The sequence below is a fragment of the Nitrincola salilacus genome (assembly GCF_046271865.1).
Taxonomy (GTDB): Bacteria; Pseudomonadota; Gammaproteobacteria; order Pseudomonadales; family Balneatricaceae; genus Nitrincola; species Nitrincola salilacus.
Window position 1 is genome coordinate 4,478,227 of the sequence record NZ_CP176580.1, and the last position, 19,767, is coordinate 4,497,993.

Annotated in this window: 15 protein-coding genes; 4 read left to right on the forward strand and 11 right to left on the reverse strand. The window is 53.0% G+C overall.

Annotated elements, in window-relative coordinates:
- Positions 1 to 24: 24 nt before the first annotated feature.
- From ACK3CJ_RS20615 to tkt, 11 genes are all read right to left on the reverse strand, one after another.
- On the reverse strand, positions 25 to 906 hold the full coding sequence (locus ACK3CJ_RS20615; protein WP_409524070.1) for an ATP-dependent zinc protease: 882 nt from the start codon (positions 904 to 906) through the stop codon (positions 25 to 27).
- A 197-nt stretch (positions 907 to 1,103) separates the two neighbouring features.
- On the reverse strand, positions 1,104 to 4,238 hold the full coding sequence (locus ACK3CJ_RS20620; protein WP_409524071.1) for an efflux RND transporter permease subunit: 3,135 nt from the start codon (positions 4,236 to 4,238) through the stop codon (positions 1,104 to 1,106).
- 13 nt (positions 4,239 to 4,251) lie between these two features.
- Positions 4,252 to 5,316: an efflux RND transporter periplasmic adaptor subunit gene (locus ACK3CJ_RS20625; protein ID WP_409524072.1), complete on the reverse strand. Its 1,065-nt coding sequence runs from the start codon at positions 5,314 to 5,316 to the stop codon at positions 4,252 to 4,254.
- Between the two features lie 304 nt (positions 5,317 to 5,620).
- Positions 5,621 to 6,370, reverse strand: a complete 750-nt coding sequence (locus ACK3CJ_RS20630) for an amino acid ABC transporter ATP-binding protein (RefSeq protein WP_409524073.1) — start codon at positions 6,368 to 6,370, stop codon at positions 5,621 to 5,623.
- A 15-nt stretch (positions 6,371 to 6,385) separates the two neighbouring features.
- Positions 6,386 to 7,483 carry an amino acid ABC transporter permease gene (locus ACK3CJ_RS20635; RefSeq protein ID WP_409524074.1) on the reverse strand — a complete coding sequence of 366 codons (1,098 nt, stop codon included), beginning with the start codon at positions 7,481 to 7,483 and terminating at the stop codon, positions 6,386 to 6,388.
- A gap of 1 nt (position 7,484) precedes the next feature.
- Positions 7,485 to 8,663, reverse strand: a complete 1,179-nt coding sequence (locus ACK3CJ_RS20640) for an amino acid ABC transporter permease (protein WP_409524075.1) — start codon at positions 8,661 to 8,663, stop codon at positions 7,485 to 7,487.
- A 119-nt stretch (positions 8,664 to 8,782) separates the two neighbouring features.
- The gene (locus tag ACK3CJ_RS20645; protein ID WP_409524076.1) at positions 8,783 to 9,796 is read right to left on the reverse strand and encodes an amino acid ABC transporter substrate-binding protein; all 1,014 of its coding nucleotides are present in this window, start codon (positions 9,794 to 9,796) and stop codon (positions 8,783 to 8,785) included.
- 362 nt (positions 9,797 to 10,158) lie between these two features.
- On the reverse strand, positions 10,159 to 11,223 hold the full coding sequence (fba, locus tag ACK3CJ_RS20650; RefSeq protein WP_409524077.1) for a class II fructose-bisphosphate aldolase: 1,065 nt from the start codon (positions 11,221 to 11,223) through the stop codon (positions 10,159 to 10,161).
- A gap of 25 nt (positions 11,224 to 11,248) precedes the next feature.
- On the reverse strand, positions 11,249 to 12,418 hold the full coding sequence (locus ACK3CJ_RS20655) for a phosphoglycerate kinase (RefSeq protein WP_409524078.1): 1,170 nt from the start codon (positions 12,416 to 12,418) through the stop codon (positions 11,249 to 11,251).
- A 40-nt stretch (positions 12,419 to 12,458) separates the two neighbouring features.
- The gene (locus ACK3CJ_RS20660; RefSeq protein WP_409524079.1) at positions 12,459 to 13,475 is read right to left on the reverse strand and encodes a type I glyceraldehyde-3-phosphate dehydrogenase; all 1,017 of its coding nucleotides are present in this window, start codon (positions 13,473 to 13,475) and stop codon (positions 12,459 to 12,461) included.
- A gap of 82 nt (positions 13,476 to 13,557) precedes the next feature.
- Positions 13,558 to 15,552: a transketolase gene (gene tkt / locus ACK3CJ_RS20665; RefSeq protein WP_409524080.1), complete on the reverse strand. Its 1,995-nt coding sequence runs from the start codon at positions 15,550 to 15,552 to the stop codon at positions 13,558 to 13,560.
- A 274-nt stretch (positions 15,553 to 15,826) separates the two neighbouring features.
- Here tkt and metK point away from each other — a divergent pair, with 274 nt between their 5' ends.
- The 4 genes from metK to ACK3CJ_RS20685 are packed head-to-tail and all read left to right on the forward strand — an operon-like array spanning position 15,827 to position 19,766.
- Positions 15,827 to 17,047 carry a methionine adenosyltransferase gene (gene metK, locus ACK3CJ_RS20670; RefSeq protein ID WP_409524081.1) on the forward strand — a complete coding sequence of 407 codons (1,221 nt, stop codon included), beginning with the start codon at positions 15,827 to 15,829 and terminating at the stop codon, positions 17,045 to 17,047.
- A 4-nt stretch (positions 17,048 to 17,051) separates the two neighbouring features.
- Entirely contained in the window at positions 17,052 to 17,780 is a 729-nt protein-coding gene (locus tag ACK3CJ_RS20675; RefSeq protein WP_409524082.1) for a 16S rRNA (uracil(1498)-N(3))-methyltransferase, read from the forward strand.
- Between the two features lie 58 nt (positions 17,781 to 17,838).
- Entirely contained in the window at positions 17,839 to 18,792 is a 954-nt protein-coding gene (gene gshB, locus ACK3CJ_RS20680) for a glutathione synthase (protein WP_409524083.1), read from the forward strand.
- Entirely contained in the window at positions 18,789 to 19,766 is a 978-nt protein-coding gene (locus ACK3CJ_RS20685; protein ID WP_409524084.1) for an energy transducer TonB, read from the forward strand. Before gshB ends, ACK3CJ_RS20685 begins: the two co-directional genes overlap by 4 nt.
- Position 19,767: the final 1 nt, after the last annotated feature.

The following is a 19,767-nucleotide window of genomic DNA, read 5'->3' on the forward strand; positions in this document are numbered from 1 at the left end:
CTGCAGCCATGGCTGCAGAGGGTATTAAAGATCAGTATCCAGCTCAACTGGCAGCAATGTCTGCCCCTGGGTTGTTGCATCCTCTCCCTGATCTTCAAACTCAGGTCGGCCCTGTATAAAGTTTTTTGACACATCAACCATCGCTACATCCATCATGAAGCGACGCCCCAGCAATGCCGGGTAGGTCAACTCTCCGCGGTCCGTCAGTGTAAATTCGACCTTGTGGTTGGACTGTCCAATGCGTACTGGCAACTCCACCACCGGACGACTCTCGGCACCCACCGCCTGTCGTATCCTGACACGTCGGATAACAGGCGCCTCTATCTCAATCTGACGTGACTGCTCTCCATCCTGAAAGTGCACACTGAAGCGCACCCACTGCTGCCCATCCCTTTCAAAATCAACAAGATCCTGAGCATCCAATGACGACGTATTAGCCCCCGAGTCTATACGGGCAGCCAATACCAGTCGCTGCAGAGGGAAGCCCAACCACTCAGAGCGCCCCAGCAGCAGTTTTTCTGATCGGGTCACACCATTGACTGAGACCGACTCTGCACGGGGCGGTATGAGTGCAGGATTGGTTGCTGAACGTTGACTTCTTGCCAGCAAGCGACGAAAGCGCTCCTCTTCTGCTATCTGTTGACGATCCAACTGCTGCCCTAATAACTCCAGCCTCGAAGAGAGACGCAACAGCTCAGATTGCTGATTCAGTTGCTGCATCTGCAGACGCTGCTGTGACTCATCTATCAACAAGGCAAGTTGACGCTGTTGATCCATCAGGTTGCGTTGAATCATGTCAGACAGTTCGGCATCTCGGCTGTTGGACTGGCAGCCAGACAGTATCAGGGAAAACAGTATAATCAGTGCGAGCTGAATAGACTTGGAACAGATTGGAAGATAACGCATCCGGGTATAGCCTGATTTCAATTAACTAAGGTTTAAACACACGAATGGGGAGCTATAGCTCCCCATTCAACTCAATGCTGGTCGTACTCTGATGTCCTATCCGGGACTCTTCCTTCTGGATGAGCATCTTATATCAGAGTCAGTACAGAATGAAGTCACTGAAACATCTGTTTACGTCAACAGAAACCGTTATAAGTTCAACTCTGCATCACTGTTTCGTTGTGAGTGATCGTTTCAGGCTCAGACTCGCTATGCAGCAGCGAATAGATCACCGGCACCAGTAACAAGCCCACCAGCATGGAGAAGCTCAAGCCCCATACAATCGCCACCGCCAGAGGCTGCAGCATTTCGGAACCTTCACCGAAACCGATCGCCAGCGGCAGCATGCCGGCAACAGTCGTCATGGTCGTCATCATGATTGGTCTCATTCGCAGACGAGCCGCCTCAATAATCGCCTCATCCCTGCTTCGCCCCTTATCACGCGCCAACTCAATATATTCAACCAGCACGATCGCGTTGTTGACTACTATTCCTGCCAGCATGATCATACCCAGCCAAACTGGCATGGAGATTGGCATACCCAGAATATTGATACCAAGCGCCACACCTATCGCGGCAAAAGGAACACTGAGAATAATCACCAGAGGATTACGTAGTGACTCGTACTGCACGGCCATAACGACAAACACCAGAAACAGTGCCAACCCCAGCAGAATCGTGGTCATCCGTTGACCCTGCTCCAGGACTTCAGCAGCACCACCATCATAACGGCTATAGCCCTCAGGCAAAGCAGTCTGCGCCAGGGCAGTCTCAATCTCGTCCAGAACACCACCCAGAGTATAGCCAGACATCAGCGTTGCACTGACCTCAACAATACGCATCTGGCTATCGCGATTGATCGTAGCGGGCGAACGAATCATATCAATGCGTGCCACATCGCCAAGATAGACAGGTAGTCGTCCACTGCTTGCAGGGAACAGGAGTATCGACTCAAGATCCTGTGGATCACTGGCCTCGTGCCTGGGCAACCTGACCCTTACATCATGAGAGCGCCCCCCCTCGAGGAAGTCCGTTACGACTCGTCCCTCGAGTGCCACTTGCATGGCTCTGTTCAGGTCCTCAACATCAAAGCCCAGCGCACTCGCCCGCTCCCGGTCAATCACGATATCCAGCTCAAGCGACTCCTCTTCGGAGGAGTAAGCCAGATTCTGAAGCCCCTGCACGCCACGCAGTTGCTGGATGGTCTGACGCGCCAGGCTATCCAGCACATCAAGGTCATTCCCCTGTATCCGTATACTGATATCATCGTCACCTGTGCTGGTACGAATACCTCTGATACCCTGCTGCCTCATTCGCACATTCAACCCTGACATCAGCTCCGCCGCAATGGCACTATTCATACGGTTGATCCACTGCTGACTGCTGACCTCACGTTGAGACACAGGCACCAGCTGAACCATCACAGTTGCTTGATTGGATGTTTCGCGTGATGCCCGCCCGAAAACCCAACCACCGGATACTGTGAAGATGCTCTCCACCTCCGGCTGCTGACGGAAAAGCTCCTCTACGATCAACACACGCTGGTCCATCTCATCCAGCGCCATACCCGGATCACCGATCATCCTGACCTGAATCTGGCCATCATCCAGTGTCGGTAAAAAGGTCTGATTGCCGCTGGTAAAGGTAGGAACACTGAAAAAAAGGCCCGCCAGAAACAGAATCGGGATCGGCCAGCGGAAACGCAGGACCTGCCGGATAAGCCCCGAGTACCCCCCTTGCATCCACTCTATGACGATATCAAAACGCTTGCGAAACCAACTGACCCGTGTGGTTCTGACCCGGGAAGCCAGTGCAGGAACCAGGGTCAAGGCAATAACCATCGATGCGAAGATTGCGGCTGATATCGTCACTATCAGCTCACGGAAGAGCAGTCCTACCAGCCCTCCGACAAACAGAAAGGGCAGTACTGCGGCCAGGTTGGTCGATGTGGAAGCCACAATCGCGCTATTCACTTCAGCCGCTGCATTAGCGGCATCGTCATCAGAGGCCTCCCCGTCGCGCTGATGCCGATAGATGTTCTCCAACATAACAATGGTATTGTCCACCAGCATACCCACGCCAAGCGCCAGCCCGCCCAGTGTCATGACATTCAGCGTCAGGCCCCCCAACCCCATCAGGATGAAAGTGACCATCACAGCAATCGGTATGGCACTACCGATAATCAGCGTCCGACGCAGATTACCCAGAAACAGATACACCATCGACATCGCCAGCAAGGCCCCGCTGATAACAGCCAGCACAGAATTATTCACTGCCTGACGGACATAGATAGACTGATCAGCAACCGGTGTAATGTGAATATCACGGGGCAGCAACCCCTGCTCCAAAAGCCAATCCAGGCGTTGCTGCACTACATTGGCAACCGAAATAGTATTTGCCAGTGGTTGCTTCTGAATCGACAGCTTAACGCTTGGAACACCATTCGCACGAATTCTGAGCCCTTCATCCTTATGTGTATCATGTACTTGTGCGACTTCGCTTAACGCTATTGTGCTGCCATCAGACAATCTCAAAGGCAGTCCAGCTAACTCGGCCACTGTTTCAAAGCGACCACTGATACGCCCGGATATCTCTTGCCCCTCCATCCGCAGGCGCCCGGCAGAATCCTGACGATTACCACGATTAAGTGCCTGGATCAGATCTTCGACCTCCAGTCCGAGCCCAGCCAATCGCTGCTGATCCGGCAGAATCTGTATCTCCCGCTCAAGGCCACCGCCGGTTTCTGCGGCAGCCACCCCCGGCAGGTTGATAAACCATTTAGAAAAAACATCATCTGTCCAACTGCGCAACTCGACAGGATCTTTCAGCGCTGAACTGATGGCATACTCCAATACGGGGATCTGCGCAGGGTCTCGCTTGAAGATAGTCGGCTGCTCAATCGAGTCAGGCAGGAAACGCCGTGCCCGATCAAGCCGGGTACTGGCATCACGCAACGCCAGATCAATGTCCTTACCATAGGGAAAAGAGAGATCAATCGAGGATCGACCGACACCCGTTGAAGATTGAATACTGACCAGATCCTCGGTCACAGCCAGTTGCTCCTCCAGATAACGGGTAATCCGATCTTCCATGACCGGAGCAGGAACGCCGGGATCGATCACACTGACCCTTATTTCGGGATAGATCAGCCGAGGCAACAGATCAACAGAGAGCCGCCCCAGACTGAACAGGCCAAGAATCACCACGGCAAGCGCAATCATGCAGACACCGACAGGGTGTTTTATTGACCAACCGGCCAAACCTGAACCATGTCGAAGAGGTGTTCTGGCCATTGCTGTGCTCCTGTCAGGTTTCCTGACGTTCTGAAAGAGGTGTCACCACGCGAACCTGACGCCCTTCGGTCAAACCGAGGAAACCACGTGTGACAATCATATCGCCCGGATCAACTCCCTGAAGAACCTCAACCTGATCACCAATCCGTAGTCCGGTTACCACTGGCTTGCGCACCACTGATGCATCTTCACCCACTACGTACATATACTCAACCTGATCGAATCTCAATGCAATGAACGGCACCAGCAGGCGCTCACCCGACGTACTTGACAGGTTTACACGGACCAATTGACCCGGCCTTGCACCCGGCGGAACTGGATGCAGCGCCACCTCTATCTGGCCACGTCGGGTTATGGGATCCACATTGGGATATATGCGATTGATGATGCCTGCAAAACGCCCTCCACCTCCCAAAGCATCAATGGTAATCTGCACCGCATAGCCCTCGGCCAGATTGGCCAACACCAGTTCTGATAAGGTTACATCCGCGATCAGCGTGCTGTGATCAGCCAGCGTCAGCAAATGGGTGTAACGCTGAGCTATATTGCCAATCTCGCTCAGTCTTTCGGTCACAACGCCATCAAAAGGTGCCAGCATTCGGGTATAGCCAATCCTGGTTGCCAGAATAGCCTCTTCGGCGCGTGCAGATTCAAGCTCCGTTTCACGTCGCAGCAACTCTTCTGTAGAAACCAGATTACGCTGTGCCATTGATTTCACCCGCTCCAGATCCTGTCTTGCCTGTGCCAGTTCTGCTCGTGCCCGCTGCAGCTGTGCCGTCAGTAAAGCATCATCCAACTGCGCTACCATTTCACCCTGCTTGACGCTGTCTCCTGGATAGAAAGGCAACGCCGTAATACGCCCCTCCTCTTGTGTAAATAGTTTGACCTCAGTTTTGGCTCGCAGTGAGCCTGTACGCACGCGCTCAATGGCTGCATTCACCAATTCGGCACGATGTACCTCAACAAGATGTTCACGAGCAGGCGCAGAACCTGTTCGGGCTGGTGCTTCATTACCACACGCCACAAGCATTGCTGCGAGACCCAGCAGGGTAGTGAGTTTCAGTATTAAAATCTTCAATAGTCTGCCTCTGTAGCATGGCTGTCGTATTAACATGCTCATAACCCGAACGTCAGAAAGCGAACAATCCCTGATCAGTCGTTTGAGTTACGACCAAGAGTGGAGTTCCTATAGTTGGGTCGTTACCAGTTGGGTCGTTACCAGTCCGCGCCCAGAACTTATATCAAGTCTACGTGAAAATTTCACCATTGAATCACCTGACAAGCATTCACTGGGTCCAACACGACTGATATGCCGGGGTCATTGGTAGTAGAAATGAAAAAGGCAGCTCAAGAGCTGCCTTTTTTTGCGGTGAGGCTCTCGATCAGTGACCGAGAATCTGGCTGAGGAAGAGTTTAGTACGATCCGACTGAGGGTTATTGAAAAACTCCTCCGGTTCGTTCTCTTCGACAATCTGACCTGCATCCATGAACAAAACGCGATCTGCAACCTTCTTCGCAAATCCCATCTCATGCGTCACGCAGAGCATGGTCATCCCTTCGCTGGCAAGTTGCACCATGACATCCAGCACCTCTTTGATCATCTCCGGATCAAGCGCTGAGGTCGGCTCATCAAACAGCATGACACGCGGGTTCATACACAGACTGCGTGCTATCGCCACACGCTGCTGCTGACCACCGGACAACTGGCCGGGGTACTTATTGGCCTGTTCAGGAATTTTGACTCGCTCAAGAAATTGCATCGCAATCGCTTCAGCTTCCTTCTTCGGCATTTTACGTACCCAGATAGGTGCCAATGTACAGTTCTGCAGAACCGTCAGGTGCGGGAATAGGTTGAAGTGCTGGAACACCATCCCGACTTCCTTGCGTATCTGACCAATGTTCTTCAAGTCATTGTTCAGAAGCACTCCATCAACGACGATATCACCTTCCTGATGCTCTTCAAGATGGTTGATACAACGGATCATGGTTGATTTTCCGGAACCGGAAGGTCCACAGATAACAATCTTCTCGCCCATCTTGACGTTCAGATTGATATCTTTGAGAACGTGAAACTCACCGTACCACTTGTTTACATTCTTGAGTGTAATTACAAACTTATCTTCAGTAGTCATTGACCACGACTCCACTTAACTTTTATGGCCGGTGTTGAGACGTCGCTCCAGATAGGCACTGTAGCGCGACATGCTGAAACAGAATATCCAGAACATGAAGGCGGCAAAAATATAGCCTTCTGCCGGATATCCCAGCCAAGCCGGGTCAGCCAGTGCCTGGCGCACCATCCCAAGAACATCGAGCAGACCGATAATCAAAATCAGACTGGTATCTTTGTACAGGGAGATGAGCGTATTCACTATGCCCGGAATCATGATTTTCAATGCCTGTGGCAAAATGATCAGATTGGTCTTCTGCCAATAGCTCAGACCCAGCGCATCCGCACCTTCATACTGACCTTTGCCCAGCGCCTGCAGACCACCGCGCACCACTTCAGCCATGTAGGCGGACTGGAACATGATGATACCGATCAACGCACGCATCAGCTTGTCCGCATCCGTGCCGCCAGCAAAGAACAACGGCAACATCACCGACGCCATGAACAGAATGGTGATCAGTGGTACACCACGCCAGAACTCGATAAAGATCACACAGACCAGACGGACTGCCGGCATATTGGTGCTGCGACGCCCCAGAGCAAGCAGTATCCCTATCGGAATCGCTGCCACAATACCGATCAGTGCCAGCACCAGCGTCAGCATCAAACCGCCCCAGCGGTGAGTGGGAACCACTTCCAGCCCCAAACCACCATAAAGCAGAATGTAAGCCGTAACCGGAAAGACCGTGATGGAGAGTATTGCACCAACCTTTTTGAAAGGCAGACGCGGCACACTCAACCAGATCAGAAACCCGATCAGCAGGATAAACGCCAGGTTCGGACGCCAGTAGCTATCTTCAGGATAGAATCCATACATGAATAGATTCCAGCGCACACTGATAAATACCCAGCAAGCACCACCACTATCACAATCGGAACGGTGATTACCCAGAAAGTCAGCATTTACAAGGCCCCAACTGATAACCCAGTAAAGTGCTTGCCAGATAACATAGATGCCAATCAGCGTTACGATCCCGTTAGGGATACTCGAGAAGAGATTTTTCCGCATCCAGCCCACCAGGCCGACTTCGCTCAGCGGTGCGGGACGCGCAGGTTTTGGAGTAAATTCAGTCATCTTAACGCTCCACCAACGCCATGCGCCTGTTGAACCAGTTCATGAATGCCGATACTGACAGACTGATCGTCAGATAGACCAGCATGGTCATACTGATGATCTCGATCGCCTGACCGGTCTGATTCAAGGTTGTTCCGGCAAAGACAGATACCAGGTCCGGATAACCGATAGCGGTCGCCAGTGAGGAGTTTTTCGCCAGGTTAAGATACTGACTGGTCATCGGTGGGATCATGACGCGCATCGCCTGAGGGAGAATAACCAGCTTCAGACGCTGACCTTCATTCAAACCCAATGCACGACAAGCCTCTGTCTGACCATGTGATACTGATTCGATACCTGAACGAACGATTTCGGCGATATAGGTGCTTGTATAGATAGTCAGTGCAAACCACAGTGCTATCAGTTCAGGCAACAAGGTCATACCACCACGGAAGTTCAGACCTCTCAGCTCAGGATAATCGAGATCAATGGGTCGACCTGTCAGGAAGAACCCGATAATCAAGGTCGCCAGCAGGATGCCAGTGGAGGCCCAGAAGGTCGGGAATTGCTGACCAGTATCCATCATCCGTTTGTGCGCCCAGCGGGCAAGCACAATCACACCGATAATGGCAGCAACAATCAAGGCCACATAGATACCGAACCCCGAATCGGGTACAGGCTTGGGCATTGAGATCCCCCTGACATTGATAAAGATCGCTTCTCCGATAGAGAGACTGTCTCTTGGTCTGGGCATCGCCTGCAATACAACGTAGTACCAGAAAAATATCTGGAGCAGCAGCGGGATGTTACGCAGGATTTCGATGTAAACCATCGACAGCTTGCGCAGCAGCCAGTTGGGCGACAAACGGCTGATACCAACAAACACTCCCAGAATAGTAGCAGTGATGATACCCATTGCTGAAATCAGCAGAGTGTTCAGCAGGCCGACAAAGAAGGTTCTGCCGAAAGTGAAGGTTTCATCATATTCAATCAGGGATTGTGAGATACCGAAGCCAGCAGGCTGGCTCAAAAAACCAAAGCCTGTAGAGATGCCGCGCTGATCAAGGTTGGTCATGACGTTGCCGACTATGTTCAGAACGAACCAGAGCAGCAGACCAACAATCACCACCTGGTAGAAAATACTTCGGGCGGTTGGGTTATACACCAGCCTGAGAAGGCCAGTATTATTTTTCGGTTTCATAGAGGGAAGAGTGCCTCTTTTACACTGTCGGCATTTTGTCCGACAGATTATACAGACAGAACCCAAACCGGGAGCCTGAGCTCCCGGTCTGATCCAACTATCGTGCTAAGTATTTGAATTTAGCGGATAGGTGGAGCGTATTGCAGACCACCGTCTGTCCACAGCGCGTTCTGACCACGAGCAATGTTCAGCGGTGAACCTGTACCTACAGTGCGTTCAAACAGCTCACCATAGTTACCAACCTGCTTCACGATGTTGTAGGCCCAATCGTTGCCCAGACCCAGCAGCTCACCCATGTTGCCAGAAGTACCCAGCAGACGCTGAATGGATGGGTTGTTGGACTCTTTCATTTCATCAACATTCGCAGAGGTCACGCCCAGCTCTTCAGCGTTAACCTGAGCAAACAGTGCCCATTTCACGATGTTGAACCACTGATCATCACCCTGACGAACAACAGGGCCCAGAGGCTCTTTGGAGATCACTTCTGGCAGTACTTCAGCACTGTCTGGATCAGCCATACCGATACGCAGAGCATAGAGCTGAGACTGGTCGGAAGTCAGGATATCGCAACGACCTGCTTCAAAACCGGAGATAGTCTGATCAGACGTATCATAAAGAACTGGCTCGTAAGTCATGCCATGCAGACGGAAGTAATCAGCCAGGTTAAGTTCGGTTGTGGTACCGGAGGAGATGCAGACAGATGCGCCATCCAGCTCTTTGGCGCTGGAAACACCCAGATCTTTGCTGACCAGGAAGCCCTGACCATCGTAGTAGTTCACACCAGTGAAGTTCAGACCCAGTGATGCGTCACGCGTCAGTGTCCAGGTTGTGTTACGTGGCAGCACATCGATTTCGCCGGACTGCAGCGCGGTGAAACGCTCAGTTGCAGTCAGTGACACAAAGTTCACCTTTTCAGCATCACCGAGAACAGCGGCAGCAACAGTACGACAGAAATCAGCATCCAAACCCTGCCAGCGACCGGCACTGTCGGTTGCTGAGAAACCTGCCAGACCGTCACTCACGCCGCACTGCAACGCACCACGTTCTTTAACGGATTCGAGTGTGTTAGCACTCACACCAGCAGATGCAGTCAGTACTGCAGCAGCGCCGATTAGTGTTGCAATCTTCTTCATGCCATATCTCCCATGACTTTTTATATTATTGTTTTTACGCAACAGGATCATGTTGCGCATAAACACTCGATTAACAGTTAGCAATTACCAGGCCAGATTCTTACGATCTGTTCCGACAAACCCGAAACGAGTATTTATGCAGCTTTTCTACTTATACTTAGTGAATGAAGCTAATAAGAAATTAGCGCATCTGATGATGAAAATACACCTCTATTTGTAAAAAAAGTACAAGATTGGTGCACTGCAAAACAAAAAAGCCCTTAAATCGGGCATTACCGATACATCATATGCGCAGAGAATAAAAAAAGAGAATCACAAGGAGGGCAGACCAGCGGGCATATCCCGCCAGTCTGCAGGGTTAATCAGTTGATTTTTACGTTCAACTTACCTGACTCATACAGATCAGCCATGGTTTCCAAAGACAGCGCTCGGATTTTGCTGGCATGACCTGCCGTACCAAAGGCTTCGTAGCGATCAATACAGATTTCGCTCATCGCCTTGATTGTCTCTTTCAGGAATTTGCGTGGGTCAAACTCAGAGGGATTCTGAGCCATGAAACGACGCACTGCCCCCGTTGAGGCCAGACGCAGGTCAGTATCGATATTGACCTTACGCACGCCATATTTGATACCTTCGACAATCTGCTCAACCGGCACACCGTAGGTTTCAGGAATTTCGCCACCAAATTCATTGATCACCTTCAACCACTCCTGCGGAACGGAAGAAGAACCATGCATCACCAGATGAGTTTCTGGAATCCGTGCGTGAATCGCCTTGATGCGATCGATCGCCAGAATATCCCCGGTCGGTGGGCGTGAGAACTTGTACGCACCGTGAGAGGTACCGCACGCTATCGCCAGAGCATCGACCTGAGTCGCCTTGACGAATTCAGCAGCTTCATCGGGATCGGTCAGCATCTGATCATGTGTCAGCGTACCTTCCGCTCCGATACCGTCCTCTTCACCCGCCTGCCCGGTTTCCAGTGATCCCAGACAACCCAATTCGCCTTCGACCGATACGCCACAGGCATGCGCCATCTCGACCGTGCGACGGGTCACATCGACGTTGTAGTCATAGTCTGTCGGCGTTTTGCCATCTTCACCGAGTGATCCGTCCATCATCACCGACGAGAAACCCAGCGCAATGGAGCGTTGGCAGACAGCAGGGCTGGTACCGTGATCCTGATGCATGCAGACAGGAATATGTGGAAACTCCTCGATCGCAGCCAGAATCATATGTTTGAGAAAATTGGAGCCGGCATACTTGCGTGCACCGGCCGATGCCTGAACGATCACCGGAGAATCGGTTTTGGCTGCCGCCTCCATGATCGCCCGCATCTGTTCCAGGTTATTGACATTGAATGCCGGAATTCCGTAACCATATTCAGCTGCATGGTCGAGCAGCTGACGCATTGAGATCAGAGCCATGTTTATCCCTCAGATTTCTGGTTCATTACTTGCTGGCAGCACGCTGCTCAAGCATTGCTACCGCCGGCAGTACCTTACCCTCGACAAACTCAAGGAAAGCTCCACCACCTGTTGATATGTAGGACACTCGATCAGCAATCCCATATTTATCCACTGCTGCCAGAGTGTCACCACCTCCGGCAATCGAGAACCCCTGATTGTCGGCAATTGCCATCGCAATGACCCGGGTCCCCTCGCCAAACTGATCAAATTCGAACACACCCACCGGGCCATTCCAGATGATTGTGCCGGCATTTTTCAGCAGCTCGGCCAATTTCTGTGCTGAACGTGGACCGATATCCAGAATCATATCATTTTCTGCGACATCATCGACCGACTTGATCGTTGCTTCAGCCGTTTCGGCAAACTCTGTTGCCACCACCACATCTTCAGGCAGGGGAATACTCACCTTTTCCATCAGCGCCTTCGCCACTGGAATCAGATCCGGCTCGTACAGCGACTTGCCAACAGGCTTACCGGCCGCCGCCAGAAAGGTGTTTGCGATCCCGCCACCCAGAATCAGTTGATCGCACTTGTCGGACAAAGCGCCCAGCACTTCCAGCTTGGTCGAAACTTTGGAGCCACCAACGATTGCCAGCAGCGGTTGTGCCGGTGTTGCCAGCGCTTTTTCCAGCGCATCCAGCTCATTAGCCAACAAAGGACCTGCACAGGCTACTTCGGCAAAGCGTGCAACACCATGGGTCGAAGCCTGCGCACGGTGAGCCGTACCGAAGGCATCCATCACATAGACGTCGCACAGGGCTGCCATTTTACGCGACAGAGATTCATCGTCCTTCTTTTCTCCGGCATTAAAGCGCACATTCTCCAGCAGCACCAGCTCACCGGCACCTACCTGGAAGTTGCCTTCCAGCCAGTTGCGAATCAAAGGAACCGGACGCTGTAGCAAACCGGACAGATGCTCAGCCACTGGAGAGAGTGAGTATTGATCATCATACTCACCCTCCACCGGACGACCGAGATGTGACATCACCATCACACTGGCCCCCGCTTTCAGTGCCAGTTCGATGGTTGGCAAGGCTGCACGGATACGCGCATCCGAGGTCACCTTGCCATCTTTTACCGGAACATTGAGATCTTCGCGGATCAGCACACGCTTTCCACTCAGATCCAGATCTGTCATTTTCAGTACGCTCATAAAGATAAGCCCTGCTTGTTTTAAAATAGTTATTAAAATTCTAGCGCGTCTGCAGCCAGTATCCGGCAACATCCAGCATTCGGTTGGCATAGGCCCATTCGTTATCAAACCAGCACATCAGCTTCAGCAGTCGCCTGCCTGATACCCGTGTCTGTGTACCATCCACCACACCCGAGCGTGCATCGCGATTGAAATCAACCGACGCATGCGGCTCTTCCGTATATCCCAGCAACCCTTTCAGCGACCCTTCCGAGGCACTCCTGAGCAGCGCATTAACCTCCGCGATACTGGTATCGCGGCACAGATTGATCGACATATCCATCAGTGACACATTGATGGTCGGCACCCTGACATGCAAACACTGGAAACGTCCTGCCAGATGCGGCAGCAAACGATCAATACCACGATCCAGCCCTGTGTCTACCGGGATGATGGATTGTAGCGCGCTGCGCGTCAGGCGCAGATCCGTACGATGGTAGCTGTCAATCACCGGCTGATCATTCATCGCCGAGTGTATGGTCGTAGTGACGCCGTTTTCTATACCAAAGGCGCGATCCAGCAGATCCAGAACCGGAATGATACAGTTGGTGGTACAGGACGCCGCTGATACGATCTTGTGCGCAGGTTTCAGTTGTTCATGGTTGTAACCATACACGATGGTCGCATCCACGTCGGCTTCAGCCGGCTGTGAAAAGAGTAGCCGTTTGGCTCCGCTTTGAAGATGCTGCATCGCCATGGCACGGTTGGAGAAAGCCCCTGAACACTCCAACACCAGGTCAATATCCAGATCCCCCCAGGGCAAGCGCGCAGGGTCGCTTTCATTGAGCACCTGAATCCTGTCATTGGCGATCAACAGGTGATTAATATCCTGCGTAATCGGCAAGGGAAAGCGCCCATGGGTAGTATCATAACGCGTCAGATAGGCAACGGTTGCAATATCCGAGAGCTCATTAAGAGCGACCACCTCGAACTGTGACTGCCAGCCACTTTCATAGATGGCACGCAGCACGCTTTGCCCGATCCTGCCATAACCATTGATTGCAATACGAAAGCTCATCAGTGTGTCCAGATAAAAAAGAGGGATCAGCTTCTGATCTCTCTTCAGCTGCCCCTCTTCTGTCATGTGCGGATCAAACGGATCAGAGCAGAGCACGCACCTTCGCGGCTACGCTCTCAGCAGTGAAACCAAAGTGTGTAAACAGATCTCCAGCCGGTGCAGATTCACCGAAGCTGCGCATCCCCTGGATTGCACCATTGAGGCCGACATACTTGTACCAGAAATCAGCCTGGGCCGCTTCAACTGCCACTCTTGCCGTGATGGCCGCAGGCAACACTGCATCACGGTAAGACGCATTCTGCTTGTCAAAGCGTTCGGTACAGGGCATGGATACGACACGCACCTGCTTACCTTCTGACGCCAGCAGCTCTGCCGCTTCCATCGCCAGTGAAACTTCTGAACCTGTTGCGATCAGAATCGCATGAGGTGTATCGGCGGTATCTCGCAGGATATAACCGCCACGTTCAACCTGTGCCACCTGATCATCATTGCGCGCCTGATGCGGCAGATTCTGGCGGGAGAAGATCAGCGCACTCGGGCCATCGGTCCGCATCACTGCCTGCTGCCAGGACACAGCAGACTCAACTGCATCACAAGGCCTCCAGGTTTCCATGTTGGGTGTCTGGCGCAGGCTGGCAAGCTGCTCGATCGGCTGATGGGTCGGGCCATCTTCACCCAGACCGATAGAATCGTGGGTATAAACAAAGATCACACGCTGCTTCATCAACGCAGCCATGCGTACGGCGTTACGGGCATACTCCATGAATACCAGGAAGGTCGCACCGTAGGGGATAAAGCCGCCATGCAGTGCAATGCCGTTCATGATCGCGCTCATACCGAACTCGCGTACACCATAGTACAGATAGTTACCGCTGGCATCTTCGCGGCTGACCCCTTTCGAACCAGACCAGATTGTCAGGTTGGAACCCGCCAGATCAGCAGAGCCACCCAGAAACTCAGGCAGAACCGGACCGAGTGAGTTCAGTGCATTTTGCGACGCTTTGCGCGAGGCGATAGTTTCGCCCTTGGCTGCGACATCGCGAATCCAGGCATGCGTCTGCTGAGCAAAGTCAGCTGGCAGTTCACCCTTCAGACGTCGCAGCAGTTCTGCAGCCAGCTCTGGGAATGCCTGCTGATAAGCACTCAAGCGCTCATTCCACTCCTGCTCAACCTTTTCACCATAGCTGACTGCATTCCAGTCTTCATAAAGCTCACCCGGCACTTCAAACGGCAGATGCGGCCACTGCAACTGCTCGCGCGCCAGCAAAATTTCGTCTTCGCCCAGAGGCGCTCCGTGGCAATCCTCTTTACCCTGCTTGTTCGGTGAACCAAAACCGATAATGGTCTTGCAGCAGATCAGTGTCGGCTGCTCGGTGTTGCTGCGTGCCTGCTCGATGGCGTCAGCGATCTGCTCGGCATCGTGACCATCGACATCACGGATCACCTGCCAGCCATAGGACTCAAACCGCGCCGGAGTATCATCGGTGAACCAACCTTCAACCTCACCATCAATGGAGATGCCGTTGTTGTCCCAGAAACCGATCAGCTTGCCCAGCCCCAGTGTACCGGCCAGTGAGCAGACCTCATGAGAGACCCCTTCCATCAGGCAGCCATCGCCCATGAAGGTATAGGTGTAGTGATTGATTATGTCGTGCCCATCGCGGTTAAACTGGGAAGCCAGTACTTTTTCGGCTATCGCCATACCCACCGCATTGCTGACACCCTGTCCCAATGGGCCAGTGGTGGTCTCAACACCGGGGCAGTAACCATATTCAGGATGGCCGGCTGTTTTGCTGTGTAACTGACGGAAGTTTTTCAGGTCGTCGATGGAAACATCGTAGCCAGTCAGGTGCAGCAGCGAGTAGATCAGCATGGAGCCATGGCCATTGGAGAGCACAAAGCGGTCACGGTCGAACCAGTCAGGGTTTGCTGGGTTATGCTTCAGATAATCGTTCCACAGCACTTCGGCGATATCCGCCATCCCCATTGGTGCACCTGGATGACCGGATTTGGCTTTCTGTACGGCATCCATGCTCAGTGCACGAATAGCATTGGCAAGTTCTCGACGAGAGGACATTCAATCAACTCCTGGGTCTGGCCCATTTGAGGTTTTGGTTCGGGTTAAAAACGGACGCCAATTTTCTCGCAGTTGGGACTCATCTTCAAATACAATTGCGACTAAAAGAGCTATTTTCATATGAATATCGCAAATTTTTCATGATTAACGGCTGCAAGAGTTATGAAATGTCTGCCCAGTATCGGTAAAATAGATCCTTTTAGCATAATCGGCTCGTATTCTACTGCGCGAGCATTTTGCCAAGTCATCACCCAGTTCAAGGATTACAACCGCAATGAGCGAATATTCTCTGTTCACCTCTGAATCCGTTTCAGAAGGCCACCCGGACAAGATTGCCGACCAGATCTCCGACGCCGTCCTCGACGCCATCATTGCACGCGACAAAAATGCGCGCGTGGCCTGTGAAACACTGGTCAAGACCGGAGTCGCAATCGTTGCCGGCGAAATCAGCACCAGCGCCTGGGTCGATCTGGAAGATCTGGTTCGCCGCGTGATTATGGAAATTGGTTATACCTCCTCGCGAGTGGGCTACGATGGCGAAACCTGCGGCGTGATCAACCTGATCGGCAAGCAGAGTCTGGATATCGCTCAGGGCGTTGATCGCAGCAAGCCCGAAGATCAGGGCGCCGGTGATCAGGGCCTGATGTTCGGCTATGCCACCAATGAAACCGACAGCCTGATGCCTGCGCCCATCCACTATGCGCACCGACTGGTCGAGCGCCAGGCACAGTTGCGTAAAAGCGGATTGCTGCCATGGCTGCGCCCGGATGCGAAGAGCCAGGTTACCTTCCGTTACGATGACCAGGGCAAGCCCTGTGGCGTTGATGCGATCGTTCTGTCGACCCAGCATGACCCGGAAATTGATCAGGAAGAGCTGCGCCGCATGGTTCGTCGCGAGATCATCGAACAGGTGATCCCGGCGGAATGGCTCAGCGACACCACCCGTTTTCATATCAACCCGACGGGCAAATTCGTCATCGGTGGCCCAGTCGGCGATTGCGGCCTGACCGGTCGTAAAATCATCGTCGATACCTACGGTGGCATGGCACGCCATGGCGGCGGTGCTTTCTCTGGCAAGGATCCCTCCAAGGTTGACCGTTCAGCGGCTTACGCCGGGCGCTATGTCGCGAAGAATCTGGTGGCAGCTGGCTTGGCTGACCGTTGCGAGATTCAGGTGTCTTATGCAATCGGTGTTGCTGAACCAACCTCCGTGTCGATCAACACTTTCGGCACAGGTAAAATCAGCGATGAGCGCATCATCGAACTGGTCAGAGAGCATTTCGATCTGCGCCCCTTTGCGATCACCCGCATGCTGGACCTGCTGCATCCGATGTACCAGTTGACAGCCGCCTATGGTCACTTCGGTCGGGAACCCTTCGAAACCAGCTATAGCTGGATTGATCAGGATGGTGTTGAGCAGACTGAACACTTCACTGCCTTCACCTGGGAGAAAACCGACAAGGCTGACGCACTGAAAAAAGCTGCTGGCATCTGACCTCATGCGCATTCCACGATTTCATGAGCCGCAGCCGCTGGCAGAGCACAGTGAGATAAGCCTCAGCGAGAACACCGCGCAGCATGCGATTCGCGTGCTGCGCCTGCGTGTTGGCGACGAACTGATTCTGTTCAATGGCGATGGCCATGACTATTACGCCAGCATCAGCGCTGCCGGAAAGCGCGATGCCAGTGTCAGGATTCTGCATCGCGAAGCCCGCCCTGCAGAATCTCCGCTCAGAATAGAACTGGGTCAGACACTGTCTCGCGGTGAGCGCATGGATTTCGCTGTACAGAAAGCCACCGAGCTGGGCTGCGCCGTTATTTCGCCACTGTTCACAGAACGCTGCGAGGTCAAGCTGACCAGCGAACGTCAGGACAAGCGCCAGCGTCACTGGCAGCAGATCGCCATCAGTGCCTGCGAGCAGTCACAACGCAACCAGATCCCCGACATCTCCCATCCACAACCGCTGGCGGACTGGCTCGATCAGGTCGACGCAGATCTGAAGCTGGTCCTGCATCATCACGACACACAACCCATGGGGAACCTTCCACGCCCTGAGTCTGTCGCACTTCTGATCGGCCCTGAAGGGGGACTGACAGAAGATGAAGTGACACTAGCCAAGAGTAAGGGATTTATCCCCGTATGCTTCGGCCCACGAGTCATGCGTACCGAAACGGCCCCCATCGTTGCCAGTGCAATTTTGCAGTATCTTTGGGGTGATCTGGGTTAATATTTACTCAGACCCGGTTCCCGACAGCCGCAGAAATGAATCAGACAGGAACACTCATATGCGCATTAAAGTTGGCATCGTCATGGATCCAATTGACGCCATCAGCTACAAGAAGGACAGCTCTCTGGCCATGCTTCATGCCGCCCAGCAAAAGGGTTGGGAGCTCTGGTATATGGAACCTCAGCACCTGTTTCTGGAGAAGGGTACAGCCAAAGCCAGCATGGCGCCGCTGCAAGTTGCGATGGACCCAGGCAATTGGTTCACCCGTGGTGAGTATGAGAGCCGCCCGCTGAGTGATATGGATGTGATCCTGATGCGTAAGGATCCCCCTTTCGACAATGAGTTTCTCTACAGCACACAGCTGCTTGCTATGGCAGAGTCGGCCGGCACCCTGATCGTCAACCGTACTCAGAGCCTGCGCGATTTCAACGAAAAACTGTTTGCCACGCACTTTCCACAGTGCTGCCCGCCACTGCTGGTTTCTCGCAGTGATGCGCTGCTGCGCCGCTTTCATGCCGAACATAAGGATGTCATTTTCAAACCCCTGGACGGCATGGGTGGCGCATCGATATTCCGTATCGGAGCCGACGGCATGAATCTGGGTGTGGTCATCGAAACCCTGACGCGCCATGGTCAGCAGATGATTATGGCACAACGTTATATTCCGGAAATTGCTGCCGGTGACAAACGCATACTGATGATCAATGGTGAGCCTGTTCCCTATGCGCTGGCGCGCATTCCCTCCGCTGGCGAGACTCGCGGCAATCTGGCGGCCGGCGGACGTGGCGAAGGTCGCCCGCTGACGGATCGTGACCGCTGGATCTGCGAACAGGTTGCACCTGTTCTGCGCGAAAAAGGGCTGCTGTTTGTCGGGCTGGATGTGATAGGTGACTATCTGACCGAAATCAATGTCACCAGTCCTACCTGTATCCGTGAACTGGATACACAGTTTGGATTGAACATAGGCATGGATCTGATGAACTGCATAGAGCAACACTTGCGTGAAAGATGAGATCTCAGGCAACTGCTGACACAAGCTGGAATGAGCCGGGACTTAACCGTTTCGGTTTCAATCTGTTTATTGCCCTGGCGGCTCATGGCCTGCTGATACTGTCGGTCGGCTTTACCTTGCCTGAACCCACTGCTACCGATCATACACTCGATATCACACTGGCCCAGTACGCTGCTGAAGAGGCGCCGGAGAATGCCGATTTCTTTGCGCAACTCGATCAGCTCGGCAGTGGCGAAAGCGAAGAAGTTGTTGCACCCTCAGCCAGAGAAGAAGCACCTCTGGAAAGTGAGGAGACTAGCGAGCAGTCTCCACTTGAGATACCCGCAGACCCTATCCCCGAACCAGAACCCATAGAACCGGTACCGATACCAGAACCCCTGCCAGAACCGGATCCTGAGCCTGAGCCCGATCCTGTACCGGTTGAGCAGACCGGCACCGAAACGCTGGTGACCAGTACCAGCGAGCAGCCAGAGCAGGTACAGGATCAAGTAGAACTGGAGCCAGCCAGTACACCGCCGCCCACCGTCAGTGGTGGCTCCACTTCATTGCTGGCACGCAGCATGGAGATAGCCAGTCTGCAGGCACAACTGCAAATGGAACAGCAGAATCTGGCCAAACGGCCTCGTGTCAGGCGCCTGACCGCGGCCTCCACCATGCGCCATGATGACGCCATGTATCTGGATAACTGGCGGCGCCGAATTGAGTCTATCGGAAACCTCAACTATCCTGATGAGGCAAGGCGCAATAATCAGCATGGCAGTCTGCGCCTCCTGGTTTCCATCCAACCCGACGGCAGCGTCCAGAACATTGAAGTATTGCAGTCCTCGGGATATCAGGTGCTGGATGATGCCGCCGTACGTATTGTGCAGCTTGCAGCTCCTTTTCAACCCTTTACGGTCGAGATGAGAAAAAATACAGATGTTCTGGAGATAATTCGCACCTGGAAATTTGAGAAAAGAGCCCAGGTGTACTAAT